Origin of the sequence: Leisingera sp. JC11 (assembly GCF_040704725.1) — a bacterium.
GTDB lineage: Bacteria > Pseudomonadota > Alphaproteobacteria > Rhodobacterales > Rhodobacteraceae > Leisingera.
In genome coordinates, this window is record NZ_JBFCVS010000008.1 from 63,636 (window position 1) to 77,640 (window position 14,005).

General features: G+C 64.7%; 11 protein-coding genes. 5 read left to right on the forward strand and 6 right to left on the reverse strand.

Annotated features, from left to right (window positions below):
• Positions 1-6: 6 nt before the first annotated feature.
• The 5 genes from AB1A62_RS10805 to AB1A62_RS10825 all read right to left on the reverse strand — a co-directional run bounded on the left by AB1A62_RS10805 (position 7) and on the right by AB1A62_RS10825 (position 5,540).
• Complete coding sequence (locus tag AB1A62_RS10805) at positions 7-1,791, reverse strand: penicillin-binding protein 2 (RefSeq protein WP_366661503.1); 1,785 nt, start codon at positions 1,789-1,791, stop codon at positions 7-9.
• Positions 1,788-2,138: a cell division protein FtsL gene (locus tag AB1A62_RS10810; RefSeq protein WP_366661504.1), complete on the reverse strand. Its 351-nt coding sequence runs from the start codon at positions 2,136-2,138 to the stop codon at positions 1,788-1,790. The genes AB1A62_RS10805 and AB1A62_RS10810 overlap by 4 nt, the downstream gene beginning before the upstream one ends.
• The gene (gene rsmH / locus AB1A62_RS10815) at positions 2,135-3,127 is read right to left on the reverse strand and encodes a 16S rRNA (cytosine(1402)-N(4))-methyltransferase RsmH (RefSeq protein ID WP_366661505.1); all 993 of its coding nucleotides are present in this window, start codon (positions 3,125-3,127) and stop codon (positions 2,135-2,137) included. Before rsmH ends, AB1A62_RS10810 begins: the two co-directional genes overlap by 4 nt.
• A gap of 3 nt (positions 3,128-3,130) precedes the next feature.
• Complete coding sequence (mraZ, locus tag AB1A62_RS10820) at positions 3,131-3,634, reverse strand: division/cell wall cluster transcriptional repressor MraZ (protein WP_174147414.1); 504 nt, start codon at positions 3,632-3,634, stop codon at positions 3,131-3,133.
• A gap of 841 nt (positions 3,635-4,475) precedes the next feature.
• Positions 4,476-5,540, reverse strand: coding sequence for an Mrp/NBP35 family ATP-binding protein (locus tag AB1A62_RS10825; protein ID WP_366661506.1), 1,065 nt, complete (start codon positions 5,538-5,540; stop codon positions 4,476-4,478).
• Between the two features lie 342 nt (positions 5,541-5,882).
• Between AB1A62_RS10825 and AB1A62_RS10830 the strand changes: the two genes are divergently transcribed.
• The 3 genes from AB1A62_RS10830 (at position 5,883) to AB1A62_RS10840 (ending at position 8,102) form a co-directional block, all read left to right on the forward strand.
• Positions 5,883-6,092: a DUF1127 domain-containing protein gene (locus AB1A62_RS10830; protein ID WP_366661507.1), complete on the forward strand. Its 210-nt coding sequence runs from the start codon at positions 5,883-5,885 to the stop codon at positions 6,090-6,092.
• A 357-nt stretch (positions 6,093-6,449) separates the two neighbouring features.
• Positions 6,450-7,238 carry a phosphodiesterase gene (locus AB1A62_RS10835; protein WP_366661508.1) on the forward strand — a complete coding sequence of 263 codons (789 nt, stop codon included), beginning with the start codon at positions 6,450-6,452 and terminating at the stop codon, positions 7,236-7,238.
• Positions 7,239-8,102, forward strand: a complete 864-nt coding sequence (locus AB1A62_RS10840) for a hypothetical protein (RefSeq protein ID WP_366661509.1) — start codon at positions 7,239-7,241, stop codon at positions 8,100-8,102.
• A 146-nt stretch (positions 8,103-8,248) separates the two neighbouring features.
• Here the strand turns inward: AB1A62_RS10840 and AB1A62_RS10845 are convergent, their stop codons facing one another.
• A complete protein-coding gene (locus AB1A62_RS10845; RefSeq protein ID WP_366661510.1) occupies positions 8,249-10,606 on the reverse strand; it encodes a UvrD-helicase domain-containing protein in 2,358 nt (785 codons plus the stop codon).
• A 207-nt stretch (positions 10,607-10,813) separates the two neighbouring features.
• On the opposite strand from AB1A62_RS10845, the gene AB1A62_RS10850 reads away from it, so the two are divergent.
• The gene (locus AB1A62_RS10850) at positions 10,814-12,607 is read left to right on the forward strand and encodes a sensor domain-containing diguanylate cyclase (protein ID WP_366661511.1); all 1,794 of its coding nucleotides are present in this window, start codon (positions 10,814-10,816) and stop codon (positions 12,605-12,607) included.
• 63 nt (positions 12,608-12,670) lie between these two features.
• On the forward strand, positions 12,671-13,816 hold the full coding sequence (locus AB1A62_RS10855) for an alpha-hydroxy acid oxidase (protein ID WP_366661512.1): 1,146 nt from the start codon (positions 12,671-12,673) through the stop codon (positions 13,814-13,816).
• Positions 13,817-14,005: the final 189 nt, after the last annotated feature.

Consider the following 14,005-nt stretch of genomic DNA (forward strand, 5'->3'; position numbering starts at 1 on the left):
CCTGTGTCAGTTCGAGGTGAGGGTTATACCAGTCACCTCTGCGGGTTCAACTTGCGGACGCAGGCCCAGCAGCGGCGCGACACGGCCGATCATTTCGGCGGCCACCGGGGTGGCGGTCCAGCCTGCGGTGCGGCGCTCCTCGCCGTGGGCGATGATGGAAGGTTCGTCCAGCGTCACGATCAGCACGTATTTCGGGTCATGTGCCGGGAAAATCGAGGCAAAAGTGGCGATCACCTTGTCATCGTAATAGCCGCCGCGGGGCTTGGGCTTGTCCGCGGTGCCGGTCTTGCCGCCCACCTGGTAGCCCTCGACCTCGGCAAAAGAGGCGGTGCCCTCGCTGACCACCTTGCGCAACATCTTGCGCGCGGCGGCGGCGGAAGCCTCGCTCATCACCCGCTCGCCGAGCCGCGGGGAGTTCTGCTTCAGAATCGTCGGCGCCACGTAGCGGCCGCCATTGGCCACCGCGGCATAGCCCGCCGCCAGATGCATCGGCGTGGTGGAAATGCCGTGGCCGTAGGAAATGGTCATCGCCGACAGCTCCGACCAGTTCGGCGGCAGCAGCGGTTTGCCGCCCGCGGCCTCGGTGATTTCGAACGGGGTCGGGTCCAGCATGCCAAGGGTGTCGAGGAAGCTTTTCTGCCGCTCCACCCCGATCTGCTGCGCCAGCCGCGCGGTGCCGATGTTGGAGGATTTGACGATGATCTTGGTCACCGACATTTCGTTGCCGTAGTTGCGGAAATCGCGGATCGCAAAGCGGCCCCAGCGCAGCGGGCCGCGGGTGTCGATGACGGTATCCGCATTGACCAGGCCAAGGTCCATCGCCTGCGCGGCAGTGAAGATCTTGAAGGTCGAACCCAGCTCATACACCCCCTGCACTGCGCGGTTGAACAGCGGGCTGTCGGAGGGGTCGAAGCCGGAAGTCGGCGGCCGCGGCCGGTCGTTGGGGTCGAAATCCGGGAAGGACACCACCGAGATCACCTCGCCGGTGTGGACATCCATAAGGATCGAGGTGGCCCCCTTGGCGTTCATCAGCTTCATGCCGCCATAAAGCACCTGCTCCGCCGCTGCCTGCACGGTGAGGTCGAGGGACAGCTGCAGCGGCTTGCCTGCATTGGCCGGGTCGCGCAGGTAGTCGTCGAACTGGCGCTCCACACCGGCAACGCCGATCACCTCTGCCGCGTTCACGCCTTCCTTGCCGAAACCGGCACCGCCCAGCACATGGGCGGCCAGGCTGCCGTTCGGGTAAAGCCGCATTTCGCGGGGGCCGAACAAGAGGCCGGGGTCGCCGATATCATGCACTGCCTGGAGCTGCTCGGGGCTGATTTTCTTCTTCACCCACAAAAACTTGCGCTTGCCGGTGAAGTCCTTGATCAGACGCTCGCGGTCGAGGTCGGGGAAGATCTCTACCAGCTTTTCCGCGGCACCAATGGGATCGATCATCTGCGGCGGCTGGGCATACAGGGAATGGGTCTCGAAATTGGTGGCCAGCAGGCTGCCGTTGCGGTCGACGATGTCGGCGCGCTGCGCGGCGATGGCGGCACCGGGAACGCTGGCCACGGGTTCCGCCGGTTCAGACACCGCGGTCATGCCCATGCGGGCGATGATCGCCCCGAAGGCGCAAACAAAGAACAACCCCAGCACCAGAAGCCGCCCCTCGGCGCGCTGGCGGGCCTGCACCTGCATCTCCTGATGGCGCAGGCTGATGTTTTCCTCTTCGATCACATCCGGGTTTTCGCCGCTTGCGCGGGCGTGGAGGATGCGGGCCAGCGGGCGAAGGGGCGTGCGGATCATGGCTGGCTCCTTGCGTTGAGGCCGGAGACCTCGATCCCGTTTTCGATCTCCAGTTCCGGCGGCACCGGGTAGGAGACCTCATCGACGCGGCCGAACTGGTCCGGGCGCAGCGGCAACAGGCCAAGACGGTCGAAGTTGATGTCGGCGAGATCGCGCAGCCGCTGCGGGCGGTTGAGGTAGGCCCATTCGGCGCGCAGCACGCTGAGGCGCACCTGGGCGGCGCCGATTTCGCGCTGCAGCGCGCGGGTGTCTTTCAGCACCTGCTGGGTGGCGTAGTTTTCGCGGTAGGCCCAGAAGGCGAGGCCGAAGACGGCCAGGCAGGTTGCGGCATACAGCAAAGTCTTCATTTACGCGCCTCTTTCAGCTGCGGCATTCCAAGTTCCTTGGCCGAGATCGGCCCGGGTTCCGCATCGGTGCGGCGCCCGACCCGCAGGCGGGCGGACCGGGAGCGGGGATTCTCGGCCAGCTCCTGATCGTCCGGGCCCACCGCCTTGCGGGTGACCAGCTCGAATTGTGAGGGGGTTTCGGCCTGCTCGGGCGCATAGCGGTTGGCGCGGCCGGTTTTCCCTGCGCGGTGCTGGAAGAAGCGTTTGACCATGCGGTCCTCGACCGAGTGGAAGGTCACGACGGCCAGCAGGCCGCCGGGCTTCAGCGCCCGTTCGGCGGCCAGCAGGCCCTCGAACAGCTCGTCATATTCGGCATTCACCGCGATGCGCAGGCCCTGGAAGCTGCGGGTCGCCGGGTGCGACTGGCCGGGCTTGGGGCGCGGCAGGCAGCTTTCGATGATGCCCGCAAGGCGCAGGGTTGTGGTGATCGGCTCGATTGTCCGTTCTTTTACAATCGCCTTGGCGATACGGCGGCTGGCGCGTTCCTCGCCGTAGTGGAACAGGATGTCGGCGATCTGCGCCTCGGTGAGTTCGGCGATCAGGTCGGCGGCAGAGGGGCCGGACTGGGACATCCGCATGTCCAGCGGGCCGTCCTTCATGAAGGAGAAGCCGCGTTCGGCTAGGTCCAGCTGCATCGAGGAGACGCCAAGGTCCAGCACCACCCCGTCGAGATCCTGGGCATATTCATCCATGCGGGAAAAGACGCCGGGCTGCAGGATCAGGCGGTCGCCGTAGTCCCCTGCCCAGGGTTTTGCCAGTTCGAAGGCCAGCGGGTCGCGGTCGACGCCGATCACTTGCTCAGCACCGGCTTCCAGCAGGCCGCGGGTATAGCCGCCCGCCCCGAAGGTGCCGTCAAGCCAGCGGCCCGATACCGGCGCCACGGCTGCAAGCAGCGGGCGGAGGAGAACCGGGATGTGGGGACCATTGGCAGCTGTTTGGTCCTGGGTCATGTCTTAAGCGCCCCCGGCGCCGTCTAGGAATTCCATCGGATCGAAGCCTTCGGGCAGGTCTTCCATCCATTCTTCGGCCTGGGCCAGTTCTTCCTGCTCGTAGGTTTCCGGCTTCCAGATCTGGAAGGTGTCGCCCGCAGCGATGAAGAAGGCCTCTGCCTCAAGGTCGATCTTCTGGCGCAGTTTGGCGGGCAGCACCAGGCGGCCGGTCTCGTCCACGTTGGTCGGGAACGACTGGCCGTGGAACATGCGCTGCAGCATCTTGCGCTGCATCGAGCCGCGCGGAAGCTGGTCGATCTTGGCGTCGACCTCCTCGATCGCCTCTATAGTATAGCATTCCAGGAAGTTGCGGCGCTGGTCGCCGTAGACGATCACCAGTTCGGGGTTCTGGCCGGGCTGCCAATTGGGGTCCGCGGCCTCCAGCACACGGCGAAAGGAGGCAGGAATTGACACCCGCCCCTTGCTGTCCACCTTGTGGTGGCTTTCGCCTCTGAACCTGCGGCCCAATTTCCCGTCCTTTTCGCGCGTCCCTCGCGTTAATCCGTCCCCCAGAATGAAAAGGGGCGGGTTGATCTGCTGCCACTGATCAACCCGCCGCCTTGGCCCGCTTTGCGGGATGTCCGACTGCACGCGCCACCTGGGGGGATGTCTGCTCGCCCGCGCGCCGGATCTCTTGTTCGATGAAAGCGAAGGCCTGTATGAAACCTGCTTGTTTTGTTTTTGGCTCTGGGGTCGTTTGGCGCCCCGTCCCTCGTCTCATCTGATGAACTAGGGATACTATGGGAATTGATGGCCCTGCAACTGTTTTTTGCGGGAAACCGCCGAAGCCTTGACAGGTAATCCACAGATTCGGACCAGATTCGTGATTGATTCAGCGGGGATTTCGGAACTTGTTGTGAGCATTCCCTTCGCAAACACCAGATATAGAGGTGAGTTGCGGCCGCAAATTTTTTCCCATAGTTTCCCGCGATTCCGCCTACCAGGTGTCAGGATTCTGAAAAGTTCCCCTTACGTTCGCACACTCCAGCCCGCGGAAGCGCCGGAAATGCCCCGCAACAGCGTTTCAACACCGGGTGATTCGCGTCTGCAAGAGGGATTGGGCGGAAAACGGACCATGATTTCCCATGCAGCCCATGAAATCCCGCCGATCCCATGATTTCCCGGCTGTCCCATGGTTTCCCGGCCGCCCCATAAGATCCCACGCGGTGCGGCAGGTGCCATGCAGTCCCATTTGCAGCGGGCAATCCCATCCGCGCCCGAATTGCAGCGCGGCTGGCCGTGCTGACTCAAAAGGCCCGCCGGAATGGCAGGCCTTTCAGTGCTCTCTATATAGGGGCGGATGAGCGCTTCAGGCCATGCCGCCGCCGATCAGACCTTCGGCGATGCGGGCGTAGGCCCGGGCCATCGGCCCCTCCCCCGCCGCGATGGGCGTGCCGCCGTCTCCGGCCAGGCGGGTTTCCAGATCAATCGGCAGCGCACCCAAAAGCGGCAGTCCCAGCGTCTCGGCCTCTGCCGCGACGCCGCCGTGGCCGAAGATGTGATGCTCGCCGCCGCAGTCCGGGCAGGTGAAGAAGGACATGTTCTCGATCAATCCCAGCACCGGGGTCTTCAGCGTCTTGAACATGTCCATGGCCTTGCGCGCATCCAGAAGGGCCACATCCTGCGGAGTGGAGACGACGATGGCGCCGGACAGCTCCGCCTTGGTGCAGAGCGTCAGCTGCACGTCGCCGGTGCCGGGCGGCAGGTCGACGATCAGCACGTCCAGCTCGCCCCAGTTCACCTGGCCCAGCATCTGCTGCAGCGCGCCCATCAGCATCGGGCCGCGCCAGACCACCGCCTTGCCCTCCTCCAGCATGAAGCCGATCGACATCAGGGTGACGCCATGGGCGTGCAGCGGCTCTATGATCTTGCCGTCGGGGCTGGCAGGCCGCCCCTTGGCGCCCATCATGCGGGGCTGGGAGGGGCCGTAGATATCGGCGTCCAGCAGGCCCACCTTGCGGCCCTGTTTGGCCAGCGCCACCGCGAGATTGGAGGCGACGGTGGATTTGCCCACCCCGCCCTTGCCGGAGGCAATCGCCAGGATGCGCTTGACGCCTGCGGGTTTCAGCGGCTCGGCCTGCGGCTTCGGGTGGCCGCCGACCTTGAGGCTGGGGGCGGGCTGCTGCGGCGCATGGGCGGTCAGCGCGGCGGAGACGGTTTCCACCCCTTCCAGCGACAGCACCGCTGCCTCCGCCGCCTTGCGCAAGGGCTCCATCAGCTTGGCAATCTCGGGGCTCGGCGCCTCGATCACGAAGCTCACCTTGCTGCCCTCGATGCGCAAGGCCCGCAGCATGTCGCGCGACACAAGGGTGCCGCCGTCCGGCAGCGCCAGCCGTTCCAGCACCGCGCGAATCTGTTCCTGTGTGACACCCATAGCTGCTCTCCTGCGTCAAATCCGGGCCATATATATGTGTGCCCCGGCGCGCAGGGAACCCGGCCTGCGCGTTTGCCGCAGCCACAGGGAGGGGGATGTGTCAATCCGCAGCCGCACAAGCCATGCATTGAGTGCAGCGGCGTGCCCGGAAATTATACAGCCGCATAACGAACCGCTGAAAATCTTGTCCAATTACAAAGACCTACCTAGCGTCACCCATGCACATGCCGCATAGCAGCATTGACGAGGCACGGGATTGTGCATCTGCGGCATATCCTTAAATTGTCATTCAAGAAACGCCACAGCGGCACACGACGAGACGATAGACGAAGGAACAGAACGATGGCAGCAGCACAACAGATCTCCGCGGTGAGCATTGCACCCCCGGTTGGCTTCCTGGATGCCCTGCTGGTCAAGTTCACCCGCTACCGCCTGTACCGCCGGACCGTCAACGAGCTGTCTGCCCTGACCAACCGCGACCTGGCAGACCTGGGCCTGAACCGGTCCGAAATCAAGCGCGTCGCCTATCAGGCGGCCTACGAGAACAACTGAATAGAGATCAGGTCCTTTCTCCTCCTCCCTTGAAGGACCTGTCTTTGGCGGTGGCATCCTCCTCCTCCCTGATGCCGCCGCACCCTATACCGGCCGAAAGCCGGGTTCGGATCACCGGGATCTCCTCCTCCCTGATGCCCGGTGTATGACAGAACGGCGGTGCCCCTCCTCCTCCCTGGGCGCCGCCGTTTCTTGTTTGCGCGTTCGAAATGCACCGCGCCTTCACAACTCCGTTATTGACATCCTGCTGTCTATTATTGGCCCTCAGTTGTCTAGTTGTCACATCTCGCCGCGCTCTGTTACACGTGCCGAACGAGCAGGAGGCTTTGCAGGCAGGAGGCATTGCAGGATAGCACCATGAAATTCATCCACCTCACCGATATCCACCTGATGGCGCCGGGGGTGCCGCTGAACGGCGGCGACCCGGCGGCGAATCTGTCTCGGGTGCTGGACGATATTGCCGAGTGGCACCGGGACGCGGAATTCTGCGTGATCTCCGGCGATCTGGCGGATGAGGGCGACCCCACGGCCTATGGATGGCTGCAGGAGCAGCTGGCGGCCTTCCCGCTGCCGGCCTTCCTGATGCTGGGCAATCATGACGTGCGGGAGGCATTCCTGAGCGTGTTTGCGGATCATCCGCGGGATTCGCAGGGGTTCGTGCAGCACGGCCATGCGGCTGGCGGCGCGAAATTCCTGTTCCTCGACACCCTCACCGGCGGGCCGGGCGTGCATGACGGGGAGCTGTGCGCGGACCGGCTGGCCTGGCTCGAGGCCGAACTGGAGGCGGCGGATGAGGCGCCGGTGTTCCTGTTCCTGCACCATCCGCCGTTTGACATCGGCCTGCCCGATGTCGACGAAATCAAGCTGCGCGACCCGGAGGCGTTTCACCGCGCCTTGCAGAAGGGCCGGAACATCCGCCACATCTTCTACGGCCATGTGCACCGGATGACTTATGTGAACTGGCGCGGTTACAGCTTCACCTCATTGCCCGGCACCAACCACCAGATCCCGCTGGTACCGGAGCGCGCCGGCACGGAATACAGCGTTGAACCGGTAGCATACGCGGTGGTGCAGGTTTCGGAGAACCAGTTGACGGTGCATTTCGATGCCTACCTGGACCGGCCCGGCCAGGGGGCTGCCTCCTAGGTGGAACTGCTGTGGATCCTGCTGGTGCTGCTGTCGGCGATTACCCACCCGCTGCGGGACCTGGCGCTGAAGGGCGTGGCGCATCCGGTGTCCTGCTACACCGGGGTGTGTCTGTCCTGGGTGGTGTTTGCCGCTGTGCATATGGCGCTGGCGGGGCATAGCCCTGCCCTGCCCGCCGGGATCTGGCCGCTGGTGCCGGCTTCGGCGCTGGGGCTGACGGTTTACTATTTCGGCACGCTGTCGGCGCTGCGGCGGGGAAACCTGTCCGCCTATTACCCGATCGTGCGCTCCTCGCCCTTGGCGATTGCCGCGTTCAGCTGGCTGGTGCTGGACCGCAGCTATACCGGCGCGGCACTCTTGGGGATGGGGCTGATCATCTGGGCCGGGCTGATGATCCAGAAGGGCAAGGGGCGGCTGCTGGACGATCCGCGCGCCTTTGCCATGGCTGCCATGGCGATGCTGGGGTCGGCGGCCTATTCGATCTCCGATGCGGCGGCGATGCAGGGAGCGGCCAGCGCGCCGTTCCTGTTCTGGACCTATATCCTGGTGACCCTGGCCATGGGGGCCCTGCGTGCCTGGGAGGACCGGGGGCAGTCGGCGCCCCTGCTGGGCGTGGTGCGCGGCTGGGCGCGGCACCCCTGGCGCATCCTGTTTGCGGGGCTCTCGTCCTACCTGTCCTACCTGCTGATCCTGCGGGTGTTCCAGCTGGGGGCTGAGGCGGCAGCGGTGAGCGCGGTGCGGCAGGTGTCGATCCCGGTCTCGGTGATCCTGGCGGCGCTGGTACTAAGGGAGCCGCGCGGCCTCAGCCGCCTGGGCTGGGCGGTGCTGATTGCCGCGGGCATTGCGATGATTGCGCTGCGCTAGGGCTGCCGCCCTCCCCGCCTCACACGAATATCAGAAGAAGGGGGTGGCGCAGGCGCGGCGGGCAGCAAAGCTGCCCGCCGCGCCTGCGCCCGGATCGGATCGCGGGGCGATCCGATCCGCCGGCCTTGCCGGTGTAAAAACGTTATTCAGAACGGAACGTCGTCGGTGGCAGTCACGAACTTGGCCACCACTTTCTTGGGGCCTGCCTTCTCAAAGTCCACTTCCAGCTTGTCACCCTCGATGCCGGTGATGGCCCCATAGCCGAACTTCTGGTGGAACACCCTTTCGCCCAGGGTGAAGCTGGAGGTGGCGGTGAGATCGATCACCGTGTTCTTGCTCTCCTTCGGCTGCGACATGCCGTACTGGCCGGCACGCGCCTGCATCCGTTTCCAGCCCGGGGAATTGTAGCCGTCGGCCTGGGCCACCTTTTCTTCGATGGTGGACCGCACCTGCCCCGCGCCCGGTGCTGCGGCGCCATAGCCGCCGCCGTAGAGGCCCGGCGGGGTCAGCACCTCGACATGCTCCTCGGGCAGCTCGTCGATGAAGCGGGAGGGCAGCTGCGACTGCCACTGGCCAAAGACACGGCGGTTACCGGCAAAGGAAATGGTGCAGATCTGCTCCGCCCTTGTGATGCCGACATAGGCCAGGCGGCGTTCCTCCTCGAGGCCCTTGAGACCGCTTTCGTCCATAGAGCGCTGCGAGGGAAACAGACCGTCCTCCCAGCCCGGCAGGAAAACGGCGGGGAACTCCAGGCCCTTGGCGGCGTGCAGGGTCATGATCGAGACCTTCTCATCCGCGTCCTGCTTGTCGTTGTCCATCACCAGGCTGACGTGCTCGAGGAAACCCTGCAAGTTCTCGAAGCTTTCCAGCGCCTTCACCAGTTCCTTGAGGTTTTCCAGGCGGCCGGGCGAATCCGGGTTCTTGTCGTTCTGCCACATGGCGGTGTAGCCCGACTCGTCCAAGATGATCTCGGCCAGCTCCATGTGGGTGATGTCCGCGTCGCCGGCCATGCGGCCCCAGCGGGCGATGCCCTCGACCAGCTGGCGCAGAGCGCCGCCGCCCTTGCCCTTGATCTGGCCGCCTTCAACTGCAAGCCGGGCACCTTCAACCAATGAGACGCCGTTTTCACGGGCAATCATCTGGATGGTCTGCTGCGCCTTGTCGCCAAGGCCGCGTTTTGGAGTGTTGACGATGCGCTCAAACGCCAGGTCGTCGTCGGGCGAGACCACGACGCGGAAATAGGCCATCGCGTCGCGGATCTCCATCCGCTCATAGAAGCGCGGGCCGCCGATCACCCGGTACGGCAGGCCGATCGTCAGGAAGCGGTCCTCGAACGCGCGCATCTGGTGCGAGGCGCGGACCAGGATGGCCATGCTGTTGAGGCCGACGGGCGACTGGCCGCGGGTGCCGCGCTGCATCGATTCAATCTCTTCGCCGATCCAGCGGGCCTCTTCCTCGCCGTCCCAGTGGCCGATCAGGCGGACCTTCTCGCCGTCGCCGGCGTCGGTCCACAGCTCCTTGCCCAAACGGCCGGCATTGCCGCGGATCACGTTGGAAGCGGCGGCCAGAATGTGGCCGGTGGAGCGGTAGTTCTGCTCCAGCCGCACCACCATTGCACCGGGAAAATCCTTTTCGAACCGCAGGATGTTGCCGACCTCAGCGCCGCGCCAGCCATAGATCGACTGGTCGTCATCACCGACGCAGCAGACGTTTTTATGCGCGCCGGCCAGTAGCCGCAGCCAGAGGTACTGGGCGACGTTGGTATCCTGGTATTCGTCCACCATGATGTAGCGGAACCAGCGCTGGTACTGCTCCAGCACGTCCGGGTGGTTCTGGAAGATCGTGACCATGTGCAGGAGCAGGTCGCCGAAATCGACCGCGTTCAGCTCGCGCAGGCGTGTCTGGTACTGAGCGTAGAACTCAATGCCGCGGTTGTTGTAGGCGCTGGCGTCGCCTGCGGGCACCTTTTCAGGTGTCAGAGCGCGGTTTTTCCAGTCGTCGATAATGTTCGCCAGCATCCGCGCGGGCCAGCGCTTGTCGTCGATACCCGCGGCCTGGATCAGCTGTTTCAGCAAGCGGATCTGGTCATCCGTATCAAGGATGGTGAAATTCGACTTCAGCCCCGCCAGTTCGGCGTGGCGGCGCAACAGCTTGACGCAGATCGAGTGGAAGGTGCCGAGCCAGGGCATCCCCTCGACCGCCTGGCCGAGCATGCCGCCGACCCGCTCCTTCATCTCGCGCGCGGCCTTGTTGGTGAAGGTGACCGACAGGATCTCGTTCGGGCGCGCCCTGCCGGTGCTGAGGAGGTGCACGATGCGGGTGGTCAGCGCCTTGGTCTTGCCGGTGCCGGCGCCGGCCAGCATCAGGACCGGGCCGTCGAGGCATTCCACCGCCTCACGCTGGGCGGGGTTCAGCGTATCCAGATAGGGCATCGGCCGCGCTGCCATGGCGCGGGACGACAGCGATGCGCCCTCAAAGGCGTCCATTTCGTCAAAACTGCTCATGGCCGCGATCCTAGCCTGATTCAGGTCCGGCGGAAAGAGGACGTTCACAGTCTGTTCACTTGTCCGGACGTAGTATCCGCGCCCGGCGTCAAGACCCGCTTTTGCTTGTATTTTGCCTATCCGGCACTCGCAAAGACGGGGTGTCTTCATGGTCTGTAAAGGCTGTTGCGCAATTCTAGCGCAAACGCCTAACGCCTGAGGACCATCATGACACAGCGGCCAGCCTGGAAACTAGGCTCCAAGCTCAAAACCTTTTCGATGCTGCCGCTGCTGCTGGCGGCGGCGGCGCTGTCGGCCTGGGCGGTCTATACCGTGCCGGCCCCGGTTGTTGACCGGATGCTGGAGGCGGATCTGCGCAAACAGGCCGACACCTGGCGGCGGGCTGTTCTGCTGCATCTTTCAAATAGCAAGGATGCCTTCGTGCTGGGCGATCTGGATGAGCACGACAAGGAGTATCTGAGACTGGTGCCGGCAACCTCGGATGTTTTCCGGCTGAAGCTGTTTGAAGCGGATGGCACCATCTTCTGGTCGACCCGCCCCGGGGAAATCGGTGAGCGCAACACCAAGCCGTATTTCCTGACCGTCGTTTCGCGGGGACTGGTCTACTACAAACATGAAGAGAAGCCCGCGACCGAGGTGGACGGGCTGCAGACCGCGGTCAATGCGGACGGCTCCATCCCGAACCGCGAGGTGGCCGAAGTCTACTCCCCTGTCATGCATGACGGCATTTTCATCGGGGCCATCGAGTTCTACTCGGACATCACCGATGTCCGGAACACCTTTATCACCCGTGTCCGAATCTCCCTTGCCTTCATCTTTGCGGTGACGGTTGCGGCGATGACCATTGTGTCGGTGGTTGTTTTCAAGACCAACCGCCGCAGCCTGCGCCAGGTTGAGGAGCGTTCGGCCAAGGATCAGGAGATCATGGCCAACCAGCTGCAACTGGCGCGGGAGGTGAAGCTCCTGGGCGAGCTGAACGAATGGCTGCAGTCCTGCCGCTCGCTGGATGAGCTGTTCGACATGGTGTCGCAGTTCATGAGCCATCTGCTGCCGGATTCCGAGGGCAGCATCTATGTGTTCTCAAACTCCCGCGATGTGCTGGACGGCTGCTCCAGCTGGAACGGCGGCAGCCACAAGGATCATATCCAGCCGGGCGAGTGCTGGGGCCTGCGCCGCGGGCGGACCTATGAGTTCGGCGCGTCGGAGGTGGAGTTCACCTGCGCCCATGCGGAGCCGCATGACGGGCGGCCCTATTTCTGCTTTCCGATCCTGGCGCATGGCGAGACCGTCGGCCTGATGCACCTGCGGGCGCGGCCGAGCCGGGCCGGCGATTTCGCCGGCTGCAAGCAGCTGGCGCAAATGTGCGCGGAACAGATCAGCATGGCGATTGCCAATGTGAAAATGCGCGACCAGCTGCATGACCAGTCGGTGCGCGACCCGCTGACCGGCCTGTTCAACCGCCGCCACATGACCGAGTCCCTGCGCAAGTTCGTGGCCGCCAGCCAGAACAGCGGCCGGCCGCTGAGCGTGGTGTCGATCGACGTGGATCACTTCAAGAAATTCAACGACAATCACGGCCATGATGCCGGCGACATGGTGCTGCGGGCTGTCGGCGCCGCGATGGAGCAGGCCTGCGACGGCGACGAGGTGGCCTGCCGCCCCGGCGGTGAGGAATTTGCGCTACTGCTGCCGGGCGTGCGCCCGGAGGATGCGGTCACCAAGGCGGAACTGCTGCGCCAGGCGATCGAGGATGTGGTGGTGCGCTATGGTGAAAAAGCACTGCCCAGGATCTCTATCTCGCTGGGGGTCGCCCATTATCCCGCGCATGGCGCCATGCCGCAGGACCTGCTGCGCGCCTCGGACGAGGCGCTGTATGAGGCCAAGGCCAAGGGCCGCAACCAGGTCTGCGTGGCTGAAGGCGCAGTGCCCGCACCGCGCAATCCGTCTGCCGTGCCGGAGATTGGCACCGGCGGGGAGAAGGACACGGGCGCGGCAGCCTAGGGCTGCGGCGCGCTGCCCCTTCTTTTCCTTGCACAATTCCTGTGTCCGCGTACCAATGCCCGCATGGATCTGCATCAGAGATACCCGGGCCTTGACGACCTGAAACAGCGGGCGCAGCGGCGGCTGCCCAGGTTTGTCTGGGAGTATCTGGACAGCGGCACCGGCGCTGAGGCCGCCAAGGCGCAGAACCGCGCGGGGCTGGACCGGATCGGGATGCTGCCCTCGGTGCTGCACGGGCCGCTGGAGACGGATCTGTCAGTTGAGCTGCTGGGCACGAAGCACGCATTCCCGTTCGGGGTCGCCCCCGTCGGCATGTCGGGGCTGATCTGGCCCGACGCCGAGGGCATTCTGGCCCGCAGCGCCGCCGCCGCGGGCATCCCCTATTGCCTGTCCACCGTCGCCAGCCAGATGCCGGAGGATCTGGCACCGCATATCGGCTCAGACGCCTGGTTTCAGCTGTATCCGCCCAAGGATGAGGGCATCCGCGCCGATCTGCTGGCGCGGGCGAAGGACGCCGGGTTCCGAACGCTGGTGCTGACGGTGGATGTGCCGGTGGCTTCGCGCCGGGAGCGGCAGACGCGTTCCGGCCTGACCCAGCCGCCGCGGCTGACCCCGCGGCTGCTGGCGCAGATCGCGCTGCGGCCCGCCTGGGCGCTGGGGATGGCCCGGGCCGGGATGCCGCATATGCGGACGCTGGACAAATACATCAGCGGCGAACAGGCCAACCTGCCGCCCACCGCGCATATCGGTTACCTGCTTCGGACCTCGCCGGACTGGGCCTATGTCGACTGGCTGCGGCGCCACTGGGACGGGCCGTTCATCATCAAGGGCGTGCAGCGGGCGGAGGATGCCCGCCGCCTGCAGGAGGCCGGTGCCGATGCGATCTGGCTGTCCAACCACGGCGGCCGCCAGTTCGACGGCTGCCCGCCCGCAATCAGCCTGCTGCCGGAGGTGCGCGACGCCGTGACCGTGCCGGTGATATTCGACAGCGGCATCGGTGGCGGGCTGGACATCCTGCGGGCGCTGGCGCTGGGGGCGGATTTCATTATGCTGGGCCGCGCCTTCCACTATGCGCTGGCGGCCCTGGGCAGTGCCGGGCCTGCGCATCTGGTCAGCATTCTGGCCAAGGATCTGGAAGCCAACATGGGCCAGCTGGGCCTGTCCAGCCTGGCCGAAGCACGCGGTTTGCAAACCCGTCATCTGGGCTGATTGCGCGCTCTGCCGGCGCTTTTTGCGCGAATTCGCACGAATTGCGCCAAAATGACGCATCCGCAGCGTCACTTTGCGCTGCGCCGCAACAAAAAAAGTTACAAAACCATGCTGCATGCGCAGAATTTCTGCAGAATCTGCAAATGTTAGCGCCAAGCAATGCGGTAAGTTGCAAAGTCAGCACCCCGC

Coding starts and splice junctions, on each gene's coding strand:
- rsmH (WP_366661505.1), bottom strand. CDS start 3,127: ATGACCCAGGACCAAACAGCTGCCAATGGTCCCCACATCCCGGTTCTC.
- AB1A62_RS10855 (WP_366661512.1), top strand. CDS start 12,671: ATGGATCTGCATCAGAGATACCCGGGCCTTGACGACCTGAAACAGCGG.
- AB1A62_RS10825 (WP_366661506.1), bottom strand. CDS start 5,540: ATGGGTGTCACACAGGAACAGATTCGCGCGGTGCTGGAACGGCTGGCG.
- AB1A62_RS10810 (WP_366661504.1), bottom strand. CDS start 2,138: ATGAAGACTTTGCTGTATGCCGCAACCTGCCTGGCCGTCTTCGGCCTC.
- AB1A62_RS10845 (WP_366661510.1), bottom strand. CDS start 10,606: ATGAGCAGTTTTGACGAAATGGACGCCTTTGAGGGCGCATCGCTGTCG.
- AB1A62_RS10835 (WP_366661508.1), top strand. CDS start 6,450: ATGAAATTCATCCACCTCACCGATATCCACCTGATGGCGCCGGGGGTG.
- AB1A62_RS10830 (WP_366661507.1), top strand. CDS start 5,883: ATGGCAGCAGCACAACAGATCTCCGCGGTGAGCATTGCACCCCCGGTT.
- AB1A62_RS10805 (WP_366661503.1), bottom strand. CDS start 1,791: ATGATCCGCACGCCCCTTCGCCCGCTGGCCCGCATCCTCCACGCCCGC.
- AB1A62_RS10850 (WP_366661511.1), top strand. CDS start 10,814: ATGACACAGCGGCCAGCCTGGAAACTAGGCTCCAAGCTCAAAACCTTT.